We start from the raw sequence: 19391 nt of genomic DNA on the forward strand, positions 1-19391 counted from the left end.
GGAGAACTCCCCGCGAAGGGCCCCCCGGGTGAGGGTGCCCTTCGATAGGGTCCGTTTCGGCACGCCGCAGGGGGACCTGGTATTTCCGCCACGTCGCGTGGTCGTGCCACGCCATGACGGAGTACCAACCTGGGAGTGCCTGTGTCGACACCCTCGACAATCGCGCGCCGCCTTGCGGCGACCGGAGCCGTAGCGACGCTCAGCCTGACCACCGTTCTCGCCACGAGCGCGTTCTCGGCTCCCGCCGACGAGCCCGCTGCGCCGGCGGCGACCGAGTCGACCGACGGTGCGACCGCCGGCCAGCTCGCCCCCGGCATCGAGGAGGCCCTCGGCCGCGACCTCGGCATCACGTACGAGGAGTTCGTCGCCAACGGCGACCTCGCCGCGGCGCTGGACGCCGCGCTGCCCGCGCTGCAGGAGATCGACGTCACCGTCTCCGGTGCCCTCGTCGACGGCGAGATCGTCGTCTACGCGGACGCCGCGAACGGCGACCTCACCGCCGCGGTCCAGGCTCTCGGCGGCCGCGTCGAGGTCCGCACCGACGCCCAGGCGCCGGCCGACGACGACGCGACGACGTCTCCGGAGCCGACCGACGTCCCCGAGGCGACGGAGCCGGCCACGTTCGACGCCGTCCTCGCCGAGGTCAACGGCAGCTCGCACGCCCGCACGTTCGCCGCCGGCTCGTCCGACAGCCTGTGGGCTCAGGGCGTCACCGCCGTCACGGTGGACGCCGCCGGCCAGGTGACCGTCGCGCACAGCGGCGAGTCCGTCTCGCCCGAGGTCGAGGCACGTCTCGAGGCGTTCACGGGCATCACGTTCGAGCAGCGCGAGGTCGCCCAGCCGCTCGCCCAGGACCAGATCGTGGGCGGCGCCGGCTTCGCTGCCGGCCCGGACGAGGACGGCTTCTACGCCCTGTGCTCGGTCGGTTTCCCGGCGTTCGACGGTTCCCGCGACAACCCGGCGATCATCACGGCCGGGCACTGCACGCACGACGACGCGGCGAACCCCGTCGTCCGCACCGTGCCGTCCGCGGACGACGCAGCGTTCTACCCGGACCCGTCGCCGCAGCCGGAGCTGTGGGACGACCTCGGTGAGTACGTCGCCTCGCAGTTCGGTGGCCCGGGCCACGCGCCGGGCGTCGCCGGCACCGACGGTGCGCTCATGGAGGTCACGAACAGCGCGCTCAGCCTGCTCCCCCGCGTGTCCGACTGGACGACGGAGGCGGACGACGACCTCGCCGCCTCGGGACCGGACGTCCGTTCCACCGCCCACGCGACGATCGGCGCCGACACGTGCCGCTCCGGTCGCACCACCGGGTGGCACTGCGGCGAGATCCTCGAGGAGGGCGTCTACCAGGTCGGCGGGCACAACTACCCGGCTGACCCGAACGACATCCGCCTCGTGCGCGGCTTCGCGACCCTGGCTCTCGCTGACCAGGGCGACTCGGGTGGCTCGTTCATCTCGGGCACGACCGCTGTCGGCGTCCTGAGCGCTGGCGGGGAGTTCGACGACGGCACGCCGTACACGATCGCCGCGCACCTCGACGAGGTGCTCGAGACCGTGGCCCCGAACGCGGAGGTCGTGCTCCTCATCGACGTCCCGACCGTCACGACCACCGGCGACGTCCAGACCGGCGCCGCCATCACGGGCACCGGCGTGGCCGGCGACACGATCGTCGTGACGCCGACCACGGGCGCCCCGTTCGAGGTCACCGTGGCCGGCAACGGCACGTGGAGCTTCTCGGCCCCGGCCGAGGAGGGCGCCTACACGTTCACCGTCCAGGCGGTGCGCAGCCTCAACCAGTCCGAGGTGTCCGAGCCGATCACGGTGAACGTCGTCGAGGCGCCGCTCGCGGCCCCGGCGATCACGTCGCCGGCCGACGGCGCCACGGTCACCGAGCCGGTTGCGGCGATCACGGGCACCGGCGTCGCCGGCGCCACCGTCACCCTGGGTGGCGACGTGACCGGTGAGGCCACGGTCGAGGCGAACGGCAGCTGGAGCTTCGCCCCGGCGGAGGCTCTGTCGTACGGCACGTACGAGATCACGGCGTCCCAGGCGGTCGAGGACCAGACCTCGCCTGAGGCGGCTGCCTCGTTCACGGTCGCCCCGGTGGCCCCGACGATCACGGCTCCGACCGCGGGTGAGTACGCCCAGGACGAGCTGCCCACCGCCGTCACCGGCACGGGCATCGACGGCGCCGAGGTCACGGTGCTCCTCAACGGCCAGCCGCTCGAGGCGCCCGAGGCCGCGACGGACGTCGCGTCGACGTTCGCCGCGGTGACCGACGGCGCGTTCTCGGTGGCCCTCCCGACGCTCGCGCCGGGTGAGCACACCGTCACGGCTACGCAGACGATCAACGGCGTCACCTCGGTTCCGACGGAGGTCGTGCTGACCGTCCTCGCGGCCGAGGAGCCCGCACCGGACGGGGAGCTCCCCGAGACCGGTTCGAACGACGCCGGTCTGCTGATCGGGATCGCCGCGTCGCTCGTCGTCGCCGGTGGCCTGACAGTCGTGGTCCGGCGCCGGATCGGCCAGCGCGGCTGATCGGTAGCTCCTAGCACCACCCGAGCGGCGGTGCACCTGGTCCCCACGGGCCGGGTGCACCGCCGTTCGGCTTTCCGCGCTTTGTCCGGGTTCCGAGCGCCTTGAACGACGATGCCCAGCGCGCTCAGAGTCTGCACGACGAGGACGCCACCGAAGACCACAAGGCCCCAGATGAGCATGGAGGTGGGAATCTCGGACCCGAGTGGTCGTTGTCGTCTCATCATGTGCGACCGTCACGGCCCCGCGGCCTCCGCGGTCCCGCCGCACCCGACTGCACGAGTTCAGCCGGCTCGTCGCTGGTGGTCGCTGGACGCGCGCCCCCTCACGAGGAAGATCGCGACGATCGCGACGACGACGAAGATGCCGTTGAACGACCCCGCCAACGAGTTGAGCGCCTCGGATCCGGCGTGGGCACCGGTGCTGTCCACGCCGCCGGTCGCGAGGAACGTGGTCGGGTCGGTGGCGGCGTGCAGCAGGATCGCCGGCACGATGCTGCCGGTGACGCGCATCGAGAGGTACATCATCGTCCCGAACCCAAAGGCGTAGACGAGCGTGACACCCACCGTGGTGATCTCCTGGCCCGAGGTCAGGTTCGAGGCGTGCAGCAGCGCGAACAACGCCGACGACAGCACCATCACGACCTTCTCGCCGTACCCCGCGCTGCGCAGCATCCTGACGGCGATGCCGCGCGTCAGCACCTCCTCCGCGAGCCCGATGCACAGGCCGAGCGCCAGCACGGTGAGCACCACCGTGACGTCGTAGGACGCCCAGCTCGTCCCGACGACGTGCACCACGATCGGCACGAGCACCAGGACGACGGCGATCCACATCCAGGGGCGTCCCGAGACGGGCTGCGGACCGAAGACCTCGCGCCGCCAGCCCACCGTCGCCAGGAACACGAGCAGGAGGAGGCCCATGACGAGGATCGGCAGGAGCAGCCCGAAGAACACCGAGCCCGCGGACTCGAGAACCTCGTCGAGGCTGTCCGGCCCCAGCCCCAGGGTGCCCACGACGGCGCTGACGCCGAGGAAGACGGCGATGTACAACACCGCGAGAAGGAGCGCGCGCCACCATCCGCCGCGGTCCCAGAACCGTTGCCAGGCCGACGCCGGGGGCGATGCCTCCTCGACCGACCCTGTCACCTCGGTCATGCCTCTCACCCGCCTCGGAGTGCGCGCCCGTCGACAACCATGCCGCCACGGCACCTGCACTGACGAGATCGAGCGTAGGTATCTGCTGCTCGCCACGCACGCCGAGGACTGGGGTTCTTGGGGTCATCCGGCACGGGCGCCGAATTTCACTGCCGGCATTCGTCCGGAAGCGCGATCCCCTTCCATGTGGTGGGATCTGTTCGCCCTCAGCGTCGGAGGTACGCTGCGGTTTGGGCGAGGCGGCTCGTCCTGCGACCAGCCAGGAGGTCCATGATGTTCTGCGCCTCAGTCGTCTACCCCGCGGACGCCGAGAGGTTCGACGCGGAGTATTTCGCCACCCAGCACGCCCCGATGTTCGCGCGGCTGCTCGGCGAGAATTGCGTGCGCTGGGAGGTGCACCGCGCGCTCGCCACGCCAGGCGCCCCGACGTCACCATTCCTCGCAGCGGCGTACTTCTGGGTGACGTCGGGCGAGCTGTTCGGCGCGACTCTCGCCGAGCATGGCGAGGAGATCTACGCGGACATCCCGCGATTCAGCGCGACGCAACCCGCGCGCGGATGGGCCGAAGTCCTCTAGAAAAGGATCGCGGTGGGAGGTGAGGCTCATCGACGCCCGGGAACGATTGCGGCTGCTGGTGGAGGTTGTGTCCCCTTGCCGGGCTAGGGGCCGTCGGGCGGCGTTTCATTACTTCTCCCTCTGTGTCGTTTGTCCCGTCCGGTGAGCCGGCGCCACAGGAGCCAGCCGTAGAAGCCCATGATCCCGGCCGCGCCGACCATGAGCACCAACCACCCCCGTGCGAACGGGCTGTCGCCGACGAACGCGAGAATGCCGGAGGCCTGGGAGGGAGGAGCCGCTCGAGGGCATTCGAGACGGCCGGGCGCGGTGAAGCTCGCACCGGGCTCGTGGACTGAGCTGAGCCATCCTCGCGCCCTAGGCGGTGTCCTCGCTGACCTGGCTTCACTGGCCGTCACGTCCGCTCAGCCGACGCCACAGGATCCAGCCACTCATCCCCGCGGCACCCGCCGAGCCGACCCCCACGAACAGCCACAGCCCTAGCGTCAGTGGGTCATCGCTGATCGGACGTGCGACGCTGACGATCCCCATCACCGCGAGGCACGCTTGCAGCACGGCGAGAGTTGCGAGCATCGGGGTCGGGATCTGCGAACCCAAGGGTCGTTGCCGTTTCATGACCACTCTCCAGCGGTGTGGTCGCAACCGTAGTCCGGCTGGGTTCGAGCGCTCTTCGGGACCACCCACTGCGGTCGATTGAGTACCGGACGTACGGTTCGGGGCATGGCCACGAACGACGACGAGAACTGGCGTCCCACTCTGGGGGCAGCGCCGGGCGCGTTCTGGGTGCCAGGGTTGGGCTTCGTGCTGGGCCTCGCCGGACTGCTCGTCGGCGAGCTCTGGCTCGACGAGACCTGGCCGTGGATCGTCGGACTGATCGTCGGCAACCTGATCGGCGGGTTGCTGCTCCTGCTGCGAAGGCGGCGGGAGCGTGGTCAGGCGCCGCCTTCGGAGCCCGGGGAGGTTCCGTGAGACGCCGGGACCCGAGCGACAGCAGCTGAGCCGCCGCCCGCACCAGCCGGCCAGGTTGACGATGACGGCGTCGATCACGGTCCCCTTCGCGTCGGGATGTCTGAGAAGGGCGACCCCCGCCGATGAGCCCAGGGGTGGTTCGTCGCGCAGGCCTCAGTCGACGCGAGTGAGGGCGCGCCCGCGTCGAGCGACCTTCACGATCACGCGGGACCCGTAGCCAGTGACCGAGAGCACCTGCGCCGCGCGAGCCAAGCTCTCCTCCACGTCGGAGACCGTGGTCGCGAGTTCCGCGGTCGGTTCGACGGTGGCGACGAGCACGAGGACCTCGTGCTGCGCGATGACGCCGCGGGCGTCGCGCACGGCACGGGAGGCCTCGAGGTCTGTCGCCGCGGCTCGCGCCACCGCTGCGCCGTCGAGGCGCAGCCGGGAACCGGGTGTCGCGCTCGGCAGGACGACGACTGCGGACGCTCGGCGCGGCAGGTGCGCGATCAGCCACCACAGAGCGAGGACGCCGATGACCACGGCGGCCGCCGCCGCGACGCCAGTCCACCACGACGCCTCGAGCGTGTCGGTGACGCCGCCCGCATCCACGGCGTCCGGGGCGTCGACGCCGAGACGGTCGACGGCGCTCGGCCCTGCCCATGCCCAGACGGCGAGGGCGGCTCCCACCACGAGCAGCGCGAGTCCGAGGACGACGGCGACCGTCCTGTCGACACCGCGCACGCCTCGGCTCACGGAGTTCCCTCGATCGTCGGAGTCGGCTCCGGCCGCGGCGGAGAGGTGGTCACGGGCGCCTGGGGTCGGACGCTGATGCGCAGCGGGGCCAGTGGCGCCAGCGCTGCGTGCAGGCGACTCTCGACTGCTGCCGCGATCTGCGTGTCTCCGGTCGTGCGCACCTGGACGCGCACCCCGCGGCGCGAGGCGACAGTCGAGGCGTGGAGCACGCCAGGAACCTCACGGGCCTGCGCGGAGGTGAATCGGGCGAGGTCGGCGAGGGGCATCCAGATCCCCGCGTCGCTGCGGAACCGCACGGCGCGACGGGGGCGTCGGGCGAGCCCGGCGATGAGCAGGGTGAGGCCGAGCAGGCCGACGACAAGCCCGATGGCGCCGACCGCTGACGTCGGCTCCTGCCCGTCGACGGCACGGGCACCAGCCACGAGCCAGGGGCTGCCGCCGAGCCACCCGAGCCCGACGAGGGCGTCGTGCGCCAGCACCAGGGCGAGCGCGAGGACGGCGACGGCGAGGAGCGGCCCCACGACCGCCGTCGCACCGGCTCCTCGTGGCGCGGGCGCGGCTGGCAACGGTGCCTGGCGTGGCGCGTGCGGCTGCGACGTCATTCGACTCTCCGGGTGGCCGTTGCGGCCGGGGCGACGACGTCGACCACCGTGAGCTCGATGTGGTCGGGCTGGAGGCCGGCCTCGCGTGGGAGCCGCGACCGCAGGGCGTCGACCACCGCCTGGCACACCTCGACGGCCGGTCGTGGCCACTCGATCGCGACGTCGACGTCGATCCGGGCACGGTCACCCGCGATGTCGCACGCGACCCGCGGGGCGTGGGACGTCGCGACACCCGGTGCGTCGCGCAGCACATGGCGCACCACTTTCCCGAGCGCGCGCTCGGTGACGACCAGCCGGCCGCGGGACGCCGGTGAGGGCATCTCAGCCACGGCGTCGGCCGACGAAGATGGCGCGGATGTCGACCTGCCCCGACAGCTGGGCGGCCACGAGCCAGCCCACGGCTCCGAGCACGACCGCCAGCAGGAAGCCGGTGAAGCCTCCGGTCGTCGCCGCGATCGCCAGCAGGATCCCGGCGATGAGGCCGGTGGAGGGAACGGACATGGGAACTCCTCGTCACGTGGTGGACGTCGGGGCCGGGTCGGCCGGCGTGGCGGGGCCGCGCGTGGTTGCTCCGGCGGCGTCGGCCACCGGGGGGATCGGGACGACGTCGTCGATGTGGACGTCGATCCGGAGCGAGGTCTCGGTGCGTAGCGCCTCCCGCACAAGGGCCACGACCTCAGGCACCGCCGTGTCCATGCTCAGGACCAGGTGCACCTCGACGCGGTCCTCACGCAGTCGGACGCCGGGCACCCGTCGGCCCGGCAGGTACGTCGCCACCTCACCGAACGGGCCCGGTGAGATGTCGACGACGCCGGGCACATCGCGCACGAGGCGGAGGACCCGATCGGCCGGCTCCTCCTCGAGCGCGGCCGCGAGAGGTGCGCCGCGCCCCGCTGGCACCGGTGGGATCGGCGCCGGGACCGCCGGCGCCGCCGGCGGGCTCGGGATGTCGGACGGGGTCACTGGACCCTCGCCGGCGTGTTCTCCTCCTGCCCACCCTGGTCGCGCTGGCCACCCTGATTGCGCGGGGCGGGCGCCGGCTCCTCGTCGGGGATGTAGACGTCGTGCACGGTGATGTTGACCTCGGTCACCCCGAGACCCGTCATCCGTTCGATGGAGCTCACCACGCTGCGGCGCACGGCCTGCGCGAGGTCGGCGATCGAGACGCCGTAGTCCGCCACGAGGTCGAGATCGACCGCGGCCTGGCGCTCGCCCACCTCGACGCTGACGCCCTGGTTCTCCTGCCCCGGGACGAAGTCCCTGATCGCCCCCGCGAACCGGCCGCCGCCTCCGAGCTCATGAACTCCGGACACGTTGCGCGCGGCGATCCCCGCGATCTTGGTGACGACCTGATCGGCGATCGTCGTCGTGCCGCCGCCGTCCGACGGGGCCGTCCCCGCCTCGGGCGACGTCGCCCCGGCGCGTGTCACCGTCGGGCGCTCGCTCTTCTCGGCCATGGCCATCTCCTTCGATCCTTGACGCTCTGGTCGCGTCCCACGTGTCATCTATGAGTGCCGAGTCGCACCAGATCGTCACGCGCCTCTCGGGGTGAACTTCTCCGCCGTCTCCGGGTGTGCAGCACGAGGCGCGGCCTTACCGTCGACAGATGTCCGAGACCGCGCCGCGCGCCGTCTCGGACGCCGCGCTCGCCCGGCGCGCCGCGCTCGGTGACCGGGACGCGTTCGCGCAGCTCGCAGACCGGCACGGCCCGGCGCTCTACCGGTACGTGCGCCGCCTCGTCCGCGACGACGACCAAGCCGCGGACTGCCTGCAGGAGACGTTCCTCGCCGCGTGGATGTCGCTGCCGGGGTTCCGCGGCGACTCGACGGTGCGGACGTGGCTCTTCGGCGTCGCGACGCGCCAGGTCTACCGCTTCCGGTCGCGATGGGTGCGCTACCACGACCCGCTGCCCGAGGACCTCGCGCTCGTCGACCCCGGCGCACGGCCGGAGGACATCGCTGTCGCGGCCGGACTCCTGACGGCGTTGGAGGCGGGTCTGCGACGATTGCCCCCGACGCAGCGCGCATGCTGGCTCCTGCGAGAGGTCGAGGAGCTCAGCTACGAGGAGATCGCACTCGTGCTCGGGACGAGCACGGGGGCCGTCCGGGGCCAGCTGCACCGCGCCCGCGGCGCACTGTCGACGATGCTGGAGGAGTGGCGATGAGTCCGCGAAGCGACCAGACGTCGCGGCTCGCGGCGGCGACGTCGATGCTGCGAGAGCACACCGACGACGGCTGGATCCATGCACGCCCCACGGTGCTCGAGCGCCTCCGAGGCGCCATCCGCCCCTCGCAGGAGCTGCGCGGCCGGACCGACGACGGCGACGCCTACGCGGTCTCCGCCAGCGTCGTGGAGCAGCGGCTGCGGCACCGGGTCGACGACGGCGAGCGCGTCGCGGTCTCGAGGACCGCCTTCACCGCTGACGACGACGGCCGGCTGACGTCCGTCGCGCTGCACGTCGTGGTCAGGTTCGGCGAACCGGTGCTCGCCCTCGGCGAGGACGTGCGCACGATCGCGCGCGCGGAGCTCGAGCGGATCCTCGGCCCCCACGCGGGACGGGCGGAGATCCTCGTGGACATCGCCGTCACGGACGTCACGGACGACCCCTCGGACCTCTGACCGCGCGAAAGGCTCGCCAGTTCCGCTGGTCACCGACGCACGCGCCGCGGCTAGGTGAGCTCCCCGCGCGCGATGCTGTCTCCCGAGTGCGCGGGGTCGCCGTCGAGCGGTTCCGCTGAGACGTCGACGATGGCGAAGTCGTCGAGATCGATGCCGTCCGGGATGTCGAAGCGCCCGGTGGTCCCGGTGAGGACCCCGAGGCTGATGAGTCGTTCGAGGTCGGACGAGATCAGCCAGACCTCCCGATAGCCCTCGTCCGGCGCTGTGGCGAGATCGACGGCGAGCACCCGCCCTTGGCCCTCGACCTCCAGGTCGGCGCGGCCCGCATCGTCCCAGCCGGGCAGAGGCACCAGCTCGGCCGTGGCGATGATCTCCGCGGGGCCGGGTCGGAGGGCGCGTTCGACGAGGACGGCGCCGATCGCGCCGACGGCGAAGGCGGCCGCCGCGATCCATGCGGTGGGTCGTCGCCACCACGCTCTGGGTCGGGTCTCCGCTGCGGGGTCGCCGCCATCGCCGTCGGGTCGGCCCGTGGTGGGTGGTGGCGCCGCACCGTCCGGCTGAGCGGAGGGGGCACTGAGCGCGAGCTCCGCGGCGATGCGATCCCAGACATGGGGCGCGGGTGTCGCGAGCTCACCGGATCGCATGCGTCCGGCTTCGGCGATGCGGCGGAGAGCAGCGAGCTCCTCCTGGCACTCGTCGCAGGAGTCGACGTGGAGATGCGCGTCGTCGGGCATGGTGCCGTCGACCGCCCACGCCGAGAGGTCCTCGCGGTCAGGATGTGACATCGGGCACCTCCAACGTCGAGCGCAGGCGTTCGAGGCTCCTGCGGAGGTGACTCTTGACGGTCCCCAGGGGAAGACCGGTGTGCGCTGCGATCTCGGTGTGCGTCAGCTGCTCGTAGAACGCCAGGGCGACGACGCGGCGCTGGGGCTCGGGCAGCCGGCCGAGGGCATCGGTGATGATCACGGAGTCGAGGACCTGAGTGACGTTCTCCGCGTGACCGTCGCCGGCGGCCGGGGAAGCCTCGACGGCACGGCGTTCGCGGGCCCGGACCTCGAACGCGTCGGCGATGCGTCGCCTCGTGATCCCGACGAGCCACGCCGGAAGCGGCCCGAGATCGGATCGGTAGGAGGTTCGGCTCCGCCACGCCGACACGAAGACCTGCTGCGTCACGTCCTCCGCCTCCGCTACGTTGCCCAGCGCCCGCACGGCGAGCGTGTACACGAGTGGTGACCACCGGTCGTAGGCGATCCTCACGGCGTCCGGGTCACCGTCGCTGAAGGCAGTCTCGAGCTCGGCGTCCTCGTCGACGACGATCACCTCCGGGCATCCGCGGCCGTGCGCATGCTGGTGCACCAGTCCTAGATACCCGAGAGCGTAGCGGTCACGAGCACGTTGCTGAGGTAGCTCTGGGCGGAGTCGTCCCAGACCCCTCCGCAGGTGATGAGGATCAGGTGCGGAGGGCCGGAGCGGACGAAGTACGGGCCGAGGTCCAGACCGTCCTTCTCCAGCAACTCCACCGCCGTCACCGTGAACGAGGCAGCCGTCCCGTCGTCGAGCTCCACGTCGATCCGCATCCCGGGTTCGGCGTCGGTGAGCGTCGAGAACGGGCCGAACGGGGTGATGTAGGACCCTGCATGCGCGACGATGACGGACGACCCGGCTTCGCTCGGGGCCGGGCCGAACCGGTACCACCCGGCACGCAGGGCATCGGGCGGCACCTCGACCTGGCCGTCCGGAGCCACACCAACGGGGTCGACCGGGACCGCGATCTCGAGCTCGTCCACCGTGACCCGCACCGGCGCGGCTGCGTCGTCCGCCCGGTCCAGCACCGTCGCATCCTGAACCGGCGGATCCTCGGTCGCGACGTCCCCAGGCCCGACGGCGGTGGCGGTCGGTGAAGCCGGAGAGCTGGCGCTGCTGCCGTCGCCGAGCGTCTCCGGAACCGGTCCCGACGCCGAGTCCGTCGTCGCACAGGAGACGAGCGACGCGGCCGCGAGGGTGCCGGCGAGCACCCTCACGGCCGCGCGCAACGACGGCCGGTCGGCGGTCAGCGGGCGTCCTTCGACGTCCGGCGCAGCACACCCGCCACGACGACCGCCACCAGCACGAGTCCGATCGCGGCGATGGTGAACACCGTGGTCCCGGACGGCCCCGAGGGCACCTGGACCTGCCCCGTCGGGACGCCGCCGGGCGGGGAGTGGAGTCCCTCGACCGTCTGCGTCGCGAGGGCGAGGTTGCCGGCCTCGAGGCTCCCCCAGGCGTAGACCACCGTGAGCGCGCCCTCGGCCACAGTCACGTCGGCCGGGCCGATCACCGGATCGGTTGTCCCGGTCGCCGCGACGGAAGCGCTGACCGTGCCGGCCGGGAGGTCGAGCGACTGCTCGCCGCCGTTCTCCAGGGCGGTCATGACGGCCTCTCCGCCCGCGAGGACGTCGACCGCCGGAGCGGCCGCGACGTGGCGCACGGTGAGCCTGCCCTGCCCGGCCTCCGTGGCCGAGGTGTCGTTGGTGAACAGTGCAGCGGTCGGTTCACCGGCGGCGTCCAGGAACGCTGCCGCGGTGTAGTTGCCGCCGGCCTCCAGCGGCAGGTCGACCGGCCCGATCACCGGGGCGCTGGCGTCGGCCGCGTCGGCGGCGGTGATGGCCACGGTGTAGGTGCCGGCGGGCAGCTCCAGCGGACCGGCGAGCTCGCCGGGCTGGAAGTCGTCGAGCGTCAGCTCGTCGTTGACGTAGACGTCGACCGGGGTGTCGGGAACGCCGTGCAGCACGGAAAGCATGGCCGGTGAGGACCCCTGAGCCGCGGCTGGCCCGGCGGCCAAGCCCATGGCTGCGGCGGCGAGGACAACCGGGATGACGTGCACTCTTCGCATGACTCCTCCATCAACTGGTCCCGCGGTGAGCGGATCTACGGACACCCCTACTACAGGCGGAGGGCGGCGATCGGATGCAGGAGTTCGGGTGCATCCGTGGTGGCGGTTCGCCCGGAAGAGTAGATGGACGCACGACCGGCGTCCGGTGGCCACGGCCACCTCCACCGTGTGGATGACGAAGGGACTCGATGATGAAGCTTCGACGCGCACTCGTTTCCGTGGGCCTCGGCGTGGTCGCGCTGACGGGCGCCACGCTCGTCGCCTCGCCCGCCGCTGCGGCACCTGCCGGGACGACGAGCCTCGCGGCCGTGCTTGCGGCTGACGGAGACACGTTCGATCGCCACTGGTACGACTTCGACATCGCCGACCAGGCGATCGCCGCGGTGCTTCAGGCCAAGCCCGACAGCCCTGTGGCCGTGCTCGCGGACGGCTCGGTCCCCCTGACCGCGTTCCTCCCGAACGACCGAGCGTTCCAGCTGCTCGCCCTGGACCTGACCCATCAGTGGCTGCGCACCGAGGAGCAGGTTCTCACCGCCGTGGCCGGGGCGGTCGGCATCGACGCCGTCGAGCAGGTGCTGCTGTACCACGTGGTTCCCGGCGTGACGATCGACTCCGGCACGGCGCTTCGATCGGACGACGCCGTGCTGACCACCGCGCAGGGCGCGACGTTCCGCGTCGACGTCCTCAGCCGATGGTTCTCGCTCGTCCGGCTCGTCGATCAGGACCCCGACGCTTTCAACCCGTTCCTGATTCGAAGCAAGCTGGACATCAACGAGGGCAACGTTCAGATCGCCCACGGCATCACGGCCGTCCTCCGTCCGATCAACCTGTAGCGGTGCACGGGCGGCGGGCCGGGTGTTCTCGGCCGGCCCGCTGCCCAGCGCCATCGGCGGGCGAGTCGGAGCCGCCTTCGCCTCGGGTCAGGTGGGCCGCCGTCAGGCAGAATGACTCAGATGACCGACAGCGAGGGTGCGGCCGGCGCGGACGGTGGCGGCGCCGTCGTCGTCCACGTCCCGCAGCACCAACGGTTCGAGATCCGCCTGGGCTCCGAGACCGTGGGTTTCACCGCGTACGTGCCCGACGGCGACAGGCTCGTCTTCGTGCACACCGAGATCGACGAGCGCCACGAGGGGCAGGGACTGGCCGGAGAGCTGGTGCGCGAGGCGCTCGACGACGTCCGTGCGGCCGGCAGGCGGATCGTCGCTGTCTGCCCGTACGTCGCGCGCTACGTCCGTCGCCACCACGACTGGGACGACCTCCTCGACCCGCCGACGAGCACCCGGGCGTGACGCCATGACCAACCTCGAGACCCATCCGCACGAGACCGAGTGCACAGCCACCGGCGCTGCCGGTCCTGTGCGCGAGCGGTACGAGGCCCGTCAGGTGCCGCTCGGCGGGCTCCGCGCCGCCGTCGTCAGCCGGACGCTGCCGCACCGCGAGCTGTCGACAGTGGGCGCGTGGTGCTTCCTCGACGCGTTCACGCCCGGCGACGCGCCGATGAACGTCCTGCCGCACCCGCACATCGGGTTGCAGACGGTGACGTGGCCGCTCGAAGGACGCATGCTCCACCGGGACAGCCTCGGCTCGGAGCAGCTCCTGCGGCCCGGCGAGCTCAACCTCATGACGAGCGGGGCGGGCGTCTCCCACTCGGAGTTCACCGTCGACGACGTGGGGGCACGCGGCCTCCAGCTCTGGGTCGCCCTGCCGGACCCGGACCGGCACGCCGATGCCGCGTTCGAGCACGTCGGCGCGGACGACCTGCCCGTGGTCGAGACGGGGGGTGTGCGCGCCCGCGTGTTCGTCGGCGAGCTCGACGGCGTCAGCTCGCCCGCCCACGTGCACACGCCGCTCGTGGGGGCGCAGATCGACCTGAGCGCCCGCTCCTCCGCGGCGGTGCCGCTGCGACCCGACTTCGAGTACGCCGTGCAGACCATCGACGGCGAGGTGCGCGTGGCGGGCGAGCGGCTCGAGCCGGGTCCGCTCCTGTATCTCGGCACCGGCCGCGAGGAGCTCCCGCTCGCCGCCGACGGCGTCGCCCGCCTGCTCCTGCTGGGCGGTGAGCCGCTCGGCGAGGACCTCCTCATGTGGTGGAACTTCGTGGGCCGCACCCACGCGGAGATCGCCGAGGCACGTGAGGACTGGGAGGCGCACAGCGTCCGTTTCGGCACGATCCCCGCGCACGGCGACGAGCGCATCCCGGCGCCCGCGCTGCCGAACGTCCGCCTGACGCCGCGCCGTCGTCGCCACCGCTGACCCCGGCGAGCGTGACCCGATCGTGACTGGGCTGTGACCGTGTCGTGCCGCGGTTCGGCGTGCATGCGACCTCACCCGCTGCGAGGCTCCTCCTTGCGCAGACCCCTGTGGACTGCCGGACGAAGGGAGAACACCGTGGGCATCATCGGCTACATCATCGTCGGCCTGATCTGCGGAACGATCGCGAAGGCCATCCTCAAGGACCGCGCCGTCGGCGGGTGGGTCGCGAGCCTCGTCATCGGCATCGTGGGCGCGATCCTCGGGGGCTGGATCGGCAGCCTGATCTTCGGCGGCGGACTCGGCGACTTCTTCGACATCCGCACCTGGCTGCTCGCGCTGCTGGGGTCGGTCATCGTGCTGTTCCTCTACACCGGACTGACCGGCAAGCGCCGCACGGCCACCTGACGGCCCGCCGTCCCGCGGCGTCGAGGGGGGTCACGGCGGCGCCGCGGTGACCGGCCGGGGTCGCGCCGTCGTGATGGCGACGGCGACGCTGATCGCGACGAGCCCGGCGACCTCACCCCACGACGGCACCTGCCGCAGGCTGATGACGCCGACGAGGGTCGCCGTCGCCGGCAGGAGCGCGTTGAGCAGGGCGAACACCGGCGTCGACAGCCGGCGCATCGCGACCTGGTCGATGGCGTACGGCACGGCGCTCGAGAGCACCCCGACGGCGACGGCGAGGAGCGCGAGGTCCCACGACGCGAGGAGCGGACCCACGAACGGCGCCCCGACGGCCGCGTAGACCAGCGCCGCCACGCCCATCCCGACGGCGAGCGACGTCGTGCCGTCCCGCTGCACGGCGATCCGCCGGCCCAGCACCATGTAGACCGCCCACGACGCACCCGCCGCGAGCGCGGCGGCGATCCCGAGCGCGGTGCCGTGCGTGTCGGAGCTCCACTCCAGCCCGACGACGCTGATCGCGAGCACCCCGGCCACGGCGAGCACGATCGCGAGCCGCGCCCGCGCCGTCCGCCCGCCCCAGGCCGCGAGCGCCACCGGTCCGGCGAACTCGATGGCGACGGCGGCGCCGAGGGGCAGGTAGGCGATCGCGACGTAGAACAGCAGGTTCATCCCGCCGAGCACGAGGCCGAAGAGCGCGCTGGCGAGCAGCTCGCGCCGGGTCCAGGCCACGCGCCACGGGCGCTTCCATGCCAGCAGCACGACGGCGGCGACGAGCAGCCGGACCCACGCCACGGTGGTCGGGAGCGTGACGGCGAACAGTCCGATCGCGAGCGCCGCGCCGTAGTACTGCGAGACCCCTGCCGCGATGAACAGGGCCGGGGCCGGCACCCGGTCGGCGACGCCGGTGGGGCGCGTCACGTCAGCACCGCCGCGACGGCCAGGATCACGGGCACGGAGGCGATCGTGCTCACGAGGATCGCCTCGCGGGCGAGCGCGACGCCGGAGCCGTAGCGCATCGCGAACGTGAACACGTTCTGCGCGGTCGGGAGCGCGGCGACGACGACCGCCGCGAGCAGGGCGGGCCCGGTGAGCCCGAACGCGAACGTCCCCAGCACCCACGCGAGCGCCGGCTGGCCGGCGTTCTTGAGCGCGACGGCGAGGACGAGCGGACGGCGCAGCTCGGTGCGCCCGGGGATCGGCGCCCCGTGCAGCGAGATGCCGAACGCGATGAGCATGACGGGGACAGCGGTGGCGCCAAGCATGTCGATCGGGCCCATGACCACCTCGGGCAGCTCGACGCGCGCGAGGGACACCCCGATCCCGGCGAGCGCGGCCAGCAGCATCGGGTTGAGCAGCGGCACGACGGCGGAGCGGAGCCCGGAGCGGTCGCCGCGGCCGGTCAGCACGTCGAGCACCACGAACGCCGCCGGCGCCAGCACCACCATCTGGAACATCATCGCGGGAACGACGGCGGCCGCACCGCCGAGGGCGTAGACGGCGATCGGGATGCCGAGGTTCCCGGCGTTGACGTACCCGGAGCACAGCGCCCCGATCACGCTCTCGGCGCCGGGGCGCCGCAGCCACCAGCGGGCGGCGACGGCGTACACGACGAGCATCGCGCTCGCGCTCACCCAGCCGGTGACCGACTGCGCCGAGAAGACCTCGCTCGCCCGCGACGCCGCGAGCGTGCTGAACAGCAGCGCCGGCGTCGCGACGAAGAACGCCAGCCGGGACAGCACGAGAGGCGCCGCGTCGCCGAGCACCCGGAACCGGCCGAGCACGTAGCCGATGGCGACGATGGCGGCGATCAGGGAGAACCCGGACAGGACGCCGCTCACGCCCACGACCGTAGTGCGAAGCCCCGCGGTCCCCGACGGGCATCCGCCATCCGGCACGGCTCGTGTCAGCGATATCCACGGGCGGGGGCGGACGGGAGGCCGAGGGTGACGGCGACCGGTCGGTGGTCGGCGACGTCGAGCGCGGGAAGCGGCGCGCCCGGCCCCTCGGGCAGCGCCCACCCCTCCCCCAGCACGTGGTCGATCTCGCGCGTCGGTGCCCACGACGGGTAGGTGTCGCCGCGCGCGAGCGGGGCGAGGTCCGTCGCGAGCCGCACGGACGGCGTCCTCAGGTTGAGGTCGCCGCAGACGAGCCGCGGGCCGGGCATCCCGCGCACCAGCCGCACGACGCGGCGCAGCTGGCCTGTCGCCGTCGCCGGGAACGTCGAGAGGTGCGTCGTGGCGATGCTCACCGGCCCGCCCGCCACGTCCAGCACCGCCGCCAGGGCGACGCGGGGCTCGTCGATCGCCACGCGCCAGCGCCCCGCGCGTCGTCGCGGCCACCGCACCCAGCCGCCGGGCAGCGGCTGGGCGAACGAGGCGAGCACCGGGAACGCGCTCAGCAGGGCGACGCCGTATGACTCCGGGTGCTCCGCGCCTGCCCGGTCGGGGCGGACGACGCCGGCCCGCACGTTCCCGACGAGCGCGGCCGCCTGCCGCACGTGCGGCAGGCCGAGGGCGGCGGCCACGACCGCCGCCTGATCGAGACCGCCGCTGCGCACCTGCCCGCGGTCGACCTCCTGGAGCGCGAGCACATGCGTCCCGGCGAGCGGGGCGACGGCGGCCGCCAGCGCGTCGGCGTCGAGCGCCCCGCCGCCCGTCCCGAGCCCGTGCTGGAGGTTGAGCGTGACGAGCCGCATCGGTGCGACGCCGTCGTCCTCCGCACTCCCGGGGCTCACGCGGACGGTGCGAACGTCATCGCGATCGAGTTCATGCAGTAGCGGTCGCCGGTCGGCGTCTGCGGGGCGTCGTCGAACACGTGGCCCAGGTGCGACCCGCACGTGGCGCACCGCACCTCCACGCGGACCATCCCGAGGGTGCGGTCCTCGATGAGCTCGACGGCGTCGGAGTCCTGCGGCGCGAAGAAGCTGGGCCAGCCGCAGTGGCTGTCGAACTTCGTGGTGGAGCGGAACAGCTCCGCGCCGCACGCCCGGCACGAGTAGACGCCCACGCGCTTCTCGTCGAGCAGCTCTCCGGTCCACGGGCGTTCGGTCGCTGCCTCCCGGAGCACCGCGTACTCCGCGGGCGCGAGCTCCGCGCGCCACTGGTCGTCGGACTTCGTCACGTGCTCGGTCATGTGGGTCCTCTCCTCGGCCAGGACAACGGTAGGACGCCCCGCGTCATTCCGCGGCTCCGGGCTGCGCATCGCGGGGGCGTCCCCAGGACGGTGCGGCTGCGGCGGGACCCGGGTAGCGTCGCGGCCGAGGAGGTGGCGATGAGCGGGGACGACGACGGCGTGCCGCCCCCCGTCGAGCAGCCTCACCGCATCTCGATCGTGGGGCGCCTCCGGCGCGCGATCGAGGCGCTCAACGAGGACACCGGGTCCCTGACTCCCGTCGCCGACACGTTCCACGGCGACCCGCAGCTCGTCCCGCTCCTGCGCGACGTCGGCGAGGCCGAGCTGCGCGCGGGACGCTCGGTGATGGACACGGCTGACGTCGTCGAGGACGTGGCGCGCGCCTACGGCGTCGCGTCGGTGCGCACGATCGTGCTCCCGACGGCGATCTTCGTCCGCGTCCAGCAGCGCACCGACTCGCAGGTGGAGATCGACCTCGGGAGCCCCAGCGGCGACACGCTGAGCCTGCGCCAGGTGGGCGACGTCCACGCGCTCGAGGACCGCCTGCGCCGCGCCGAGGTCTCGCCCGCGGAGGGACGGACCCTGCTCGCCGCGATCCTGGCGCAGCCGCCGTCGCTCGGCGCCGGCTCGCTCGTGCTCGGGCACGCGACGCTCGCGCTCGGGTTCGCCCTCATCCTCAACCCCACGCTGAGCGTGCTGCCCGTGACGGCGCTGCTCGGCGCCGTCATCGGTCTCCTCCGGGTGGTCGCGAGCCGCTGGTCCTCCCTGAGCACCGGCCTGCCCGTCCTCGCGACGTTCGTCGTGACGCTCATGGGCGTCACGTGGTTCGCGCCGTGGCTCGGCGTCGACCCCGTGCTCGTCATCGCGCCGCCGGTGGTCAGCTTCCTGCCGGGAGCCCTGCTCACGATCGCGGCGATGGAGCTCACGAGCGGTCAGGTCGTCGCGGGCACGAGCCGGCTGGGACACGGGCTGGCGCAGCTGCTGCTGCTCGCGTTCGGCGTCGTCGCGGGCGTGACGATCGCCGGCCCGCTGCCGCAGGGCACGTCCGACACGACGCTCGGCACGTGGGCGCCGTTCGTCGGGATCGCCGTCGTCAGCATCGGCTACTTCTTCTACGCCGCGCCGTCGCCGCGCGCCCTCCCGTGGATCTTCGTGCTGCTCGTGGCCGTCTACGGCGCGCAGCTCCTCGGCGCCACGGTCCTCGCCGGACCGCTGTCCGGGTTCGTCGGTGGGCTGGTCGTCGCCCCGCTCTCCGAGCTGATCGCCCGCCGCCCGTCCGGGCCGCCCGCCGTCGTCACGAGCCTGCCGGCGTTCTGGCTGCTGGTGCCCGGCGCTCTCAGCTTCGTCGGCGTCTCCGAGCTCGCCGGCGGGAACGCGGCGGGCGTCGAGGACGCGGTGCAGGCGGTGATCGCCCTCTTCTCGATCGCGCTCGGTGTGCTCTTCGGCACGGCGCTCGCCCGTGACGCCCGGCGGGTCACCCGGTCCATCGCCGCCGCCGCCCGCGACAGCGGCGCGCCGGGCGGGCGGTGACGGACG

25 protein-coding genes are annotated in these 19391 nt (G+C 72.8%); 10 read left to right on the plus strand and 15 right to left on the minus strand.

What is annotated here, in order from left to right; genetic code table 11:
- Positions 1-141 precede the first annotated feature (141 nt).
- Complete coding sequence (locus tag BCAV_RS17400; protein WP_015883935.1) at positions 142-2544, plus strand: trypsin-like serine protease; 2403 nt, start codon at positions 142-144, stop codon at positions 2542-2544.
- A gap of 281 nt (positions 2545-2825) precedes the next feature.
- Here BCAV_RS17400 and BCAV_RS17405 read toward each other — a convergent pair whose 3' ends face one another.
- On the minus strand, positions 2826-3695 hold the full coding sequence (locus BCAV_RS17405) for a CPBP family intramembrane glutamic endopeptidase (protein WP_015883936.1): 870 nt from the start codon (positions 3693-3695) through the stop codon (positions 2826-2828).
- 273 nt (positions 3696-3968) lie between these two features.
- Here BCAV_RS17405 and BCAV_RS17410 point away from each other — a divergent pair, with 273 nt between their 5' ends.
- Complete coding sequence (locus BCAV_RS17410; RefSeq protein WP_015883937.1) at positions 3969-4271, plus strand: EthD family reductase; 303 nt, start codon at positions 3969-3971, stop codon at positions 4269-4271.
- 717 nt (positions 4272-4988) lie between these two features.
- Positions 4989-5237 carry a hypothetical protein gene (locus BCAV_RS17420; protein ID WP_015883940.1) on the plus strand — a complete coding sequence of 83 codons (249 nt, stop codon included), beginning with the start codon at positions 4989-4991 and terminating at the stop codon, positions 5235-5237.
- A gap of 153 nt (positions 5238-5390) precedes the next feature.
- On the opposite strand, the gene BCAV_RS21780 is transcribed toward BCAV_RS17420, so the two are convergent.
- From BCAV_RS21780 to BCAV_RS17450, 6 genes are read right to left on the minus strand one after another with little or no spacing between them, the layout of a single operon-like run.
- Entirely contained in the window at positions 5391-5972 is a 582-nt protein-coding gene (locus BCAV_RS21780; protein ID WP_015883941.1) for a hypothetical protein, read from the minus strand.
- Positions 5969-6574 carry an Asp23/Gls24 family envelope stress response protein gene (locus BCAV_RS17430; protein WP_015883942.1) on the minus strand — a complete coding sequence of 202 codons (606 nt, stop codon included), beginning with the start codon at positions 6572-6574 and terminating at the stop codon, positions 5969-5971. Before BCAV_RS17430 ends, BCAV_RS21780 begins: the two co-directional genes overlap by 4 nt.
- Positions 6571-6903 carry an Asp23/Gls24 family envelope stress response protein gene (locus BCAV_RS17435; RefSeq protein ID WP_144016815.1) on the minus strand — a complete coding sequence of 111 codons (333 nt, stop codon included), beginning with the start codon at positions 6901-6903 and terminating at the stop codon, positions 6571-6573. The genes BCAV_RS17430 and BCAV_RS17435 overlap by 4 nt, the downstream gene beginning before the upstream one ends.
- Complete coding sequence (locus BCAV_RS17440; protein ID WP_015883944.1) at positions 6896-7075, minus strand: hypothetical protein; 180 nt, start codon at positions 7073-7075, stop codon at positions 6896-6898. The genes BCAV_RS17435 and BCAV_RS17440 overlap by 8 nt, the downstream gene beginning before the upstream one ends.
- 12 nt (positions 7076-7087) lie before the next feature.
- Positions 7088-7537, minus strand: coding sequence for an Asp23/Gls24 family envelope stress response protein (locus tag BCAV_RS23030; RefSeq protein WP_015883945.1), 450 nt, complete (start codon positions 7535-7537; stop codon positions 7088-7090).
- Positions 7534-8031, minus strand: a complete 498-nt coding sequence (locus BCAV_RS17450; RefSeq protein ID WP_015883946.1) for an Asp23/Gls24 family envelope stress response protein — start codon at positions 8029-8031, stop codon at positions 7534-7536. Before BCAV_RS17450 ends, BCAV_RS23030 begins: the two co-directional genes overlap by 4 nt.
- A 149-nt stretch (positions 8032-8180) precedes the next feature.
- Between BCAV_RS17450 and BCAV_RS17455 the strand changes: the two genes are divergently transcribed.
- The gene (locus BCAV_RS17455) at positions 8181-8738 is read left to right on the plus strand and encodes an RNA polymerase sigma factor (protein WP_015883947.1); all 558 of its coding nucleotides are present in this window, start codon (positions 8181-8183) and stop codon (positions 8736-8738) included.
- On the plus strand, positions 8735-9193 hold the full coding sequence (locus BCAV_RS17460; protein WP_015883948.1) for a hypothetical protein: 459 nt from the start codon (positions 8735-8737) through the stop codon (positions 9191-9193). The genes BCAV_RS17455 and BCAV_RS17460 overlap by 4 nt, the downstream gene beginning before the upstream one ends.
- Before the next feature lie 50 nt (positions 9194-9243).
- On the opposite strand, the gene BCAV_RS17465 is transcribed toward BCAV_RS17460, so the two are convergent.
- The 4 genes from BCAV_RS17465 to BCAV_RS17480 form a co-directional block, all read right to left on the minus strand.
- Positions 9244-9978 carry an anti-sigma factor gene (locus BCAV_RS17465; protein WP_015883949.1) on the minus strand — a complete coding sequence of 245 codons (735 nt, stop codon included), beginning with the start codon at positions 9976-9978 and terminating at the stop codon, positions 9244-9246.
- Positions 9965-10513 (minus strand): sigma-70 family RNA polymerase sigma factor, encoded by a 549-nt coding sequence (locus tag BCAV_RS17470; RefSeq protein WP_015883950.1) that lies wholly within the window; start codon positions 10511-10513, stop codon positions 9965-9967. Before BCAV_RS17470 ends, BCAV_RS17465 begins: the two co-directional genes overlap by 14 nt.
- 41 nt (positions 10514-10554) lie before the next feature.
- Positions 10555-11025 carry a class F sortase gene (locus tag BCAV_RS22335; protein ID WP_015883951.1) on the minus strand — a complete coding sequence of 157 codons (471 nt, stop codon included), beginning with the start codon at positions 11023-11025 and terminating at the stop codon, positions 10555-10557.
- 218 nt (positions 11026-11243) lie between these two features.
- Positions 11244-12065 carry a DUF4397 domain-containing protein gene (locus tag BCAV_RS17480; RefSeq protein WP_015883952.1) on the minus strand — a complete coding sequence of 274 codons (822 nt, stop codon included), beginning with the start codon at positions 12063-12065 and terminating at the stop codon, positions 11244-11246.
- 188 nt (positions 12066-12253) lie between these two features.
- Between BCAV_RS17480 and BCAV_RS17485 the strand changes: the two genes are divergently transcribed.
- The 4 genes from BCAV_RS17485 (at position 12254) to BCAV_RS17500 (ending at position 14723) form a co-directional block, all read left to right on the plus strand.
- The gene (locus BCAV_RS17485; protein WP_015883953.1) at positions 12254-12898 is read left to right on the plus strand and encodes a fasciclin domain-containing protein; all 645 of its coding nucleotides are present in this window, start codon (positions 12254-12256) and stop codon (positions 12896-12898) included.
- 120 nt (positions 12899-13018) lie between these two features.
- Positions 13019-13354 carry a GNAT family N-acetyltransferase gene (locus tag BCAV_RS17490; RefSeq protein ID WP_015883954.1) on the plus strand — a complete coding sequence of 112 codons (336 nt, stop codon included), beginning with the start codon at positions 13019-13021 and terminating at the stop codon, positions 13352-13354.
- Between the two features lie 4 nt (positions 13355-13358).
- On the plus strand, positions 13359-14318 hold the full coding sequence (locus tag BCAV_RS17495) for a pirin family protein (protein ID WP_015883955.1): 960 nt from the start codon (positions 13359-13361) through the stop codon (positions 14316-14318).
- Positions 14319-14453: 135 nt separating this feature from the next.
- Positions 14454-14723, plus strand: a complete 270-nt coding sequence (locus BCAV_RS17500; RefSeq protein ID WP_015883956.1) for a GlsB/YeaQ/YmgE family stress response membrane protein — start codon at positions 14454-14456, stop codon at positions 14721-14723.
- Positions 14724-14753: 30 nt separating this feature from the next.
- On the opposite strand, the gene BCAV_RS17505 is transcribed toward BCAV_RS17500, so the two are convergent.
- The 4 genes from BCAV_RS17505 to msrB form a co-directional block, all read right to left on the minus strand.
- A complete protein-coding gene (locus tag BCAV_RS17505; RefSeq protein ID WP_015883957.1) occupies positions 14754-15641 on the minus strand; it encodes an EamA family transporter in 888 nt (295 codons plus the stop codon).
- Complete coding sequence (locus BCAV_RS17510; RefSeq protein ID WP_043350414.1) at positions 15638-16561, minus strand: AEC family transporter; 924 nt, start codon at positions 16559-16561, stop codon at positions 15638-15640. The genes BCAV_RS17505 and BCAV_RS17510 overlap by 4 nt, the downstream gene beginning before the upstream one ends.
- Before the next feature lie 65 nt (positions 16562-16626).
- Positions 16627-17457: an endonuclease/exonuclease/phosphatase family protein gene (locus BCAV_RS17515; RefSeq protein WP_015883959.1), complete on the minus strand. Its 831-nt coding sequence runs from the start codon at positions 17455-17457 to the stop codon at positions 16627-16629.
- On the minus strand, positions 17454-17855 hold the full coding sequence (gene msrB, locus BCAV_RS17520; RefSeq protein ID WP_015883960.1) for a peptide-methionine (R)-S-oxide reductase MsrB: 402 nt from the start codon (positions 17853-17855) through the stop codon (positions 17454-17456). The genes BCAV_RS17515 and msrB overlap by 4 nt, the downstream gene beginning before the upstream one ends.
- Positions 17856-17993: 138 nt before the next feature.
- On the opposite strand from msrB, the gene BCAV_RS17525 reads away from it, so the two are divergent.
- Positions 17994-19385 carry a threonine/serine exporter family protein gene (locus BCAV_RS17525; RefSeq protein ID WP_015883961.1) on the plus strand — a complete coding sequence of 464 codons (1392 nt, stop codon included), beginning with the start codon at positions 17994-17996 and terminating at the stop codon, positions 19383-19385.
- Positions 19386-19391: the final 6 nt, after the last annotated feature.

The sequence above is a fragment of the Beutenbergia cavernae DSM 12333 genome (assembly GCF_000023105.1).
Taxonomy (GTDB): domain Bacteria; phylum Actinomycetota; class Actinomycetes; order Actinomycetales; family Beutenbergiaceae; genus Beutenbergia; species Beutenbergia cavernae.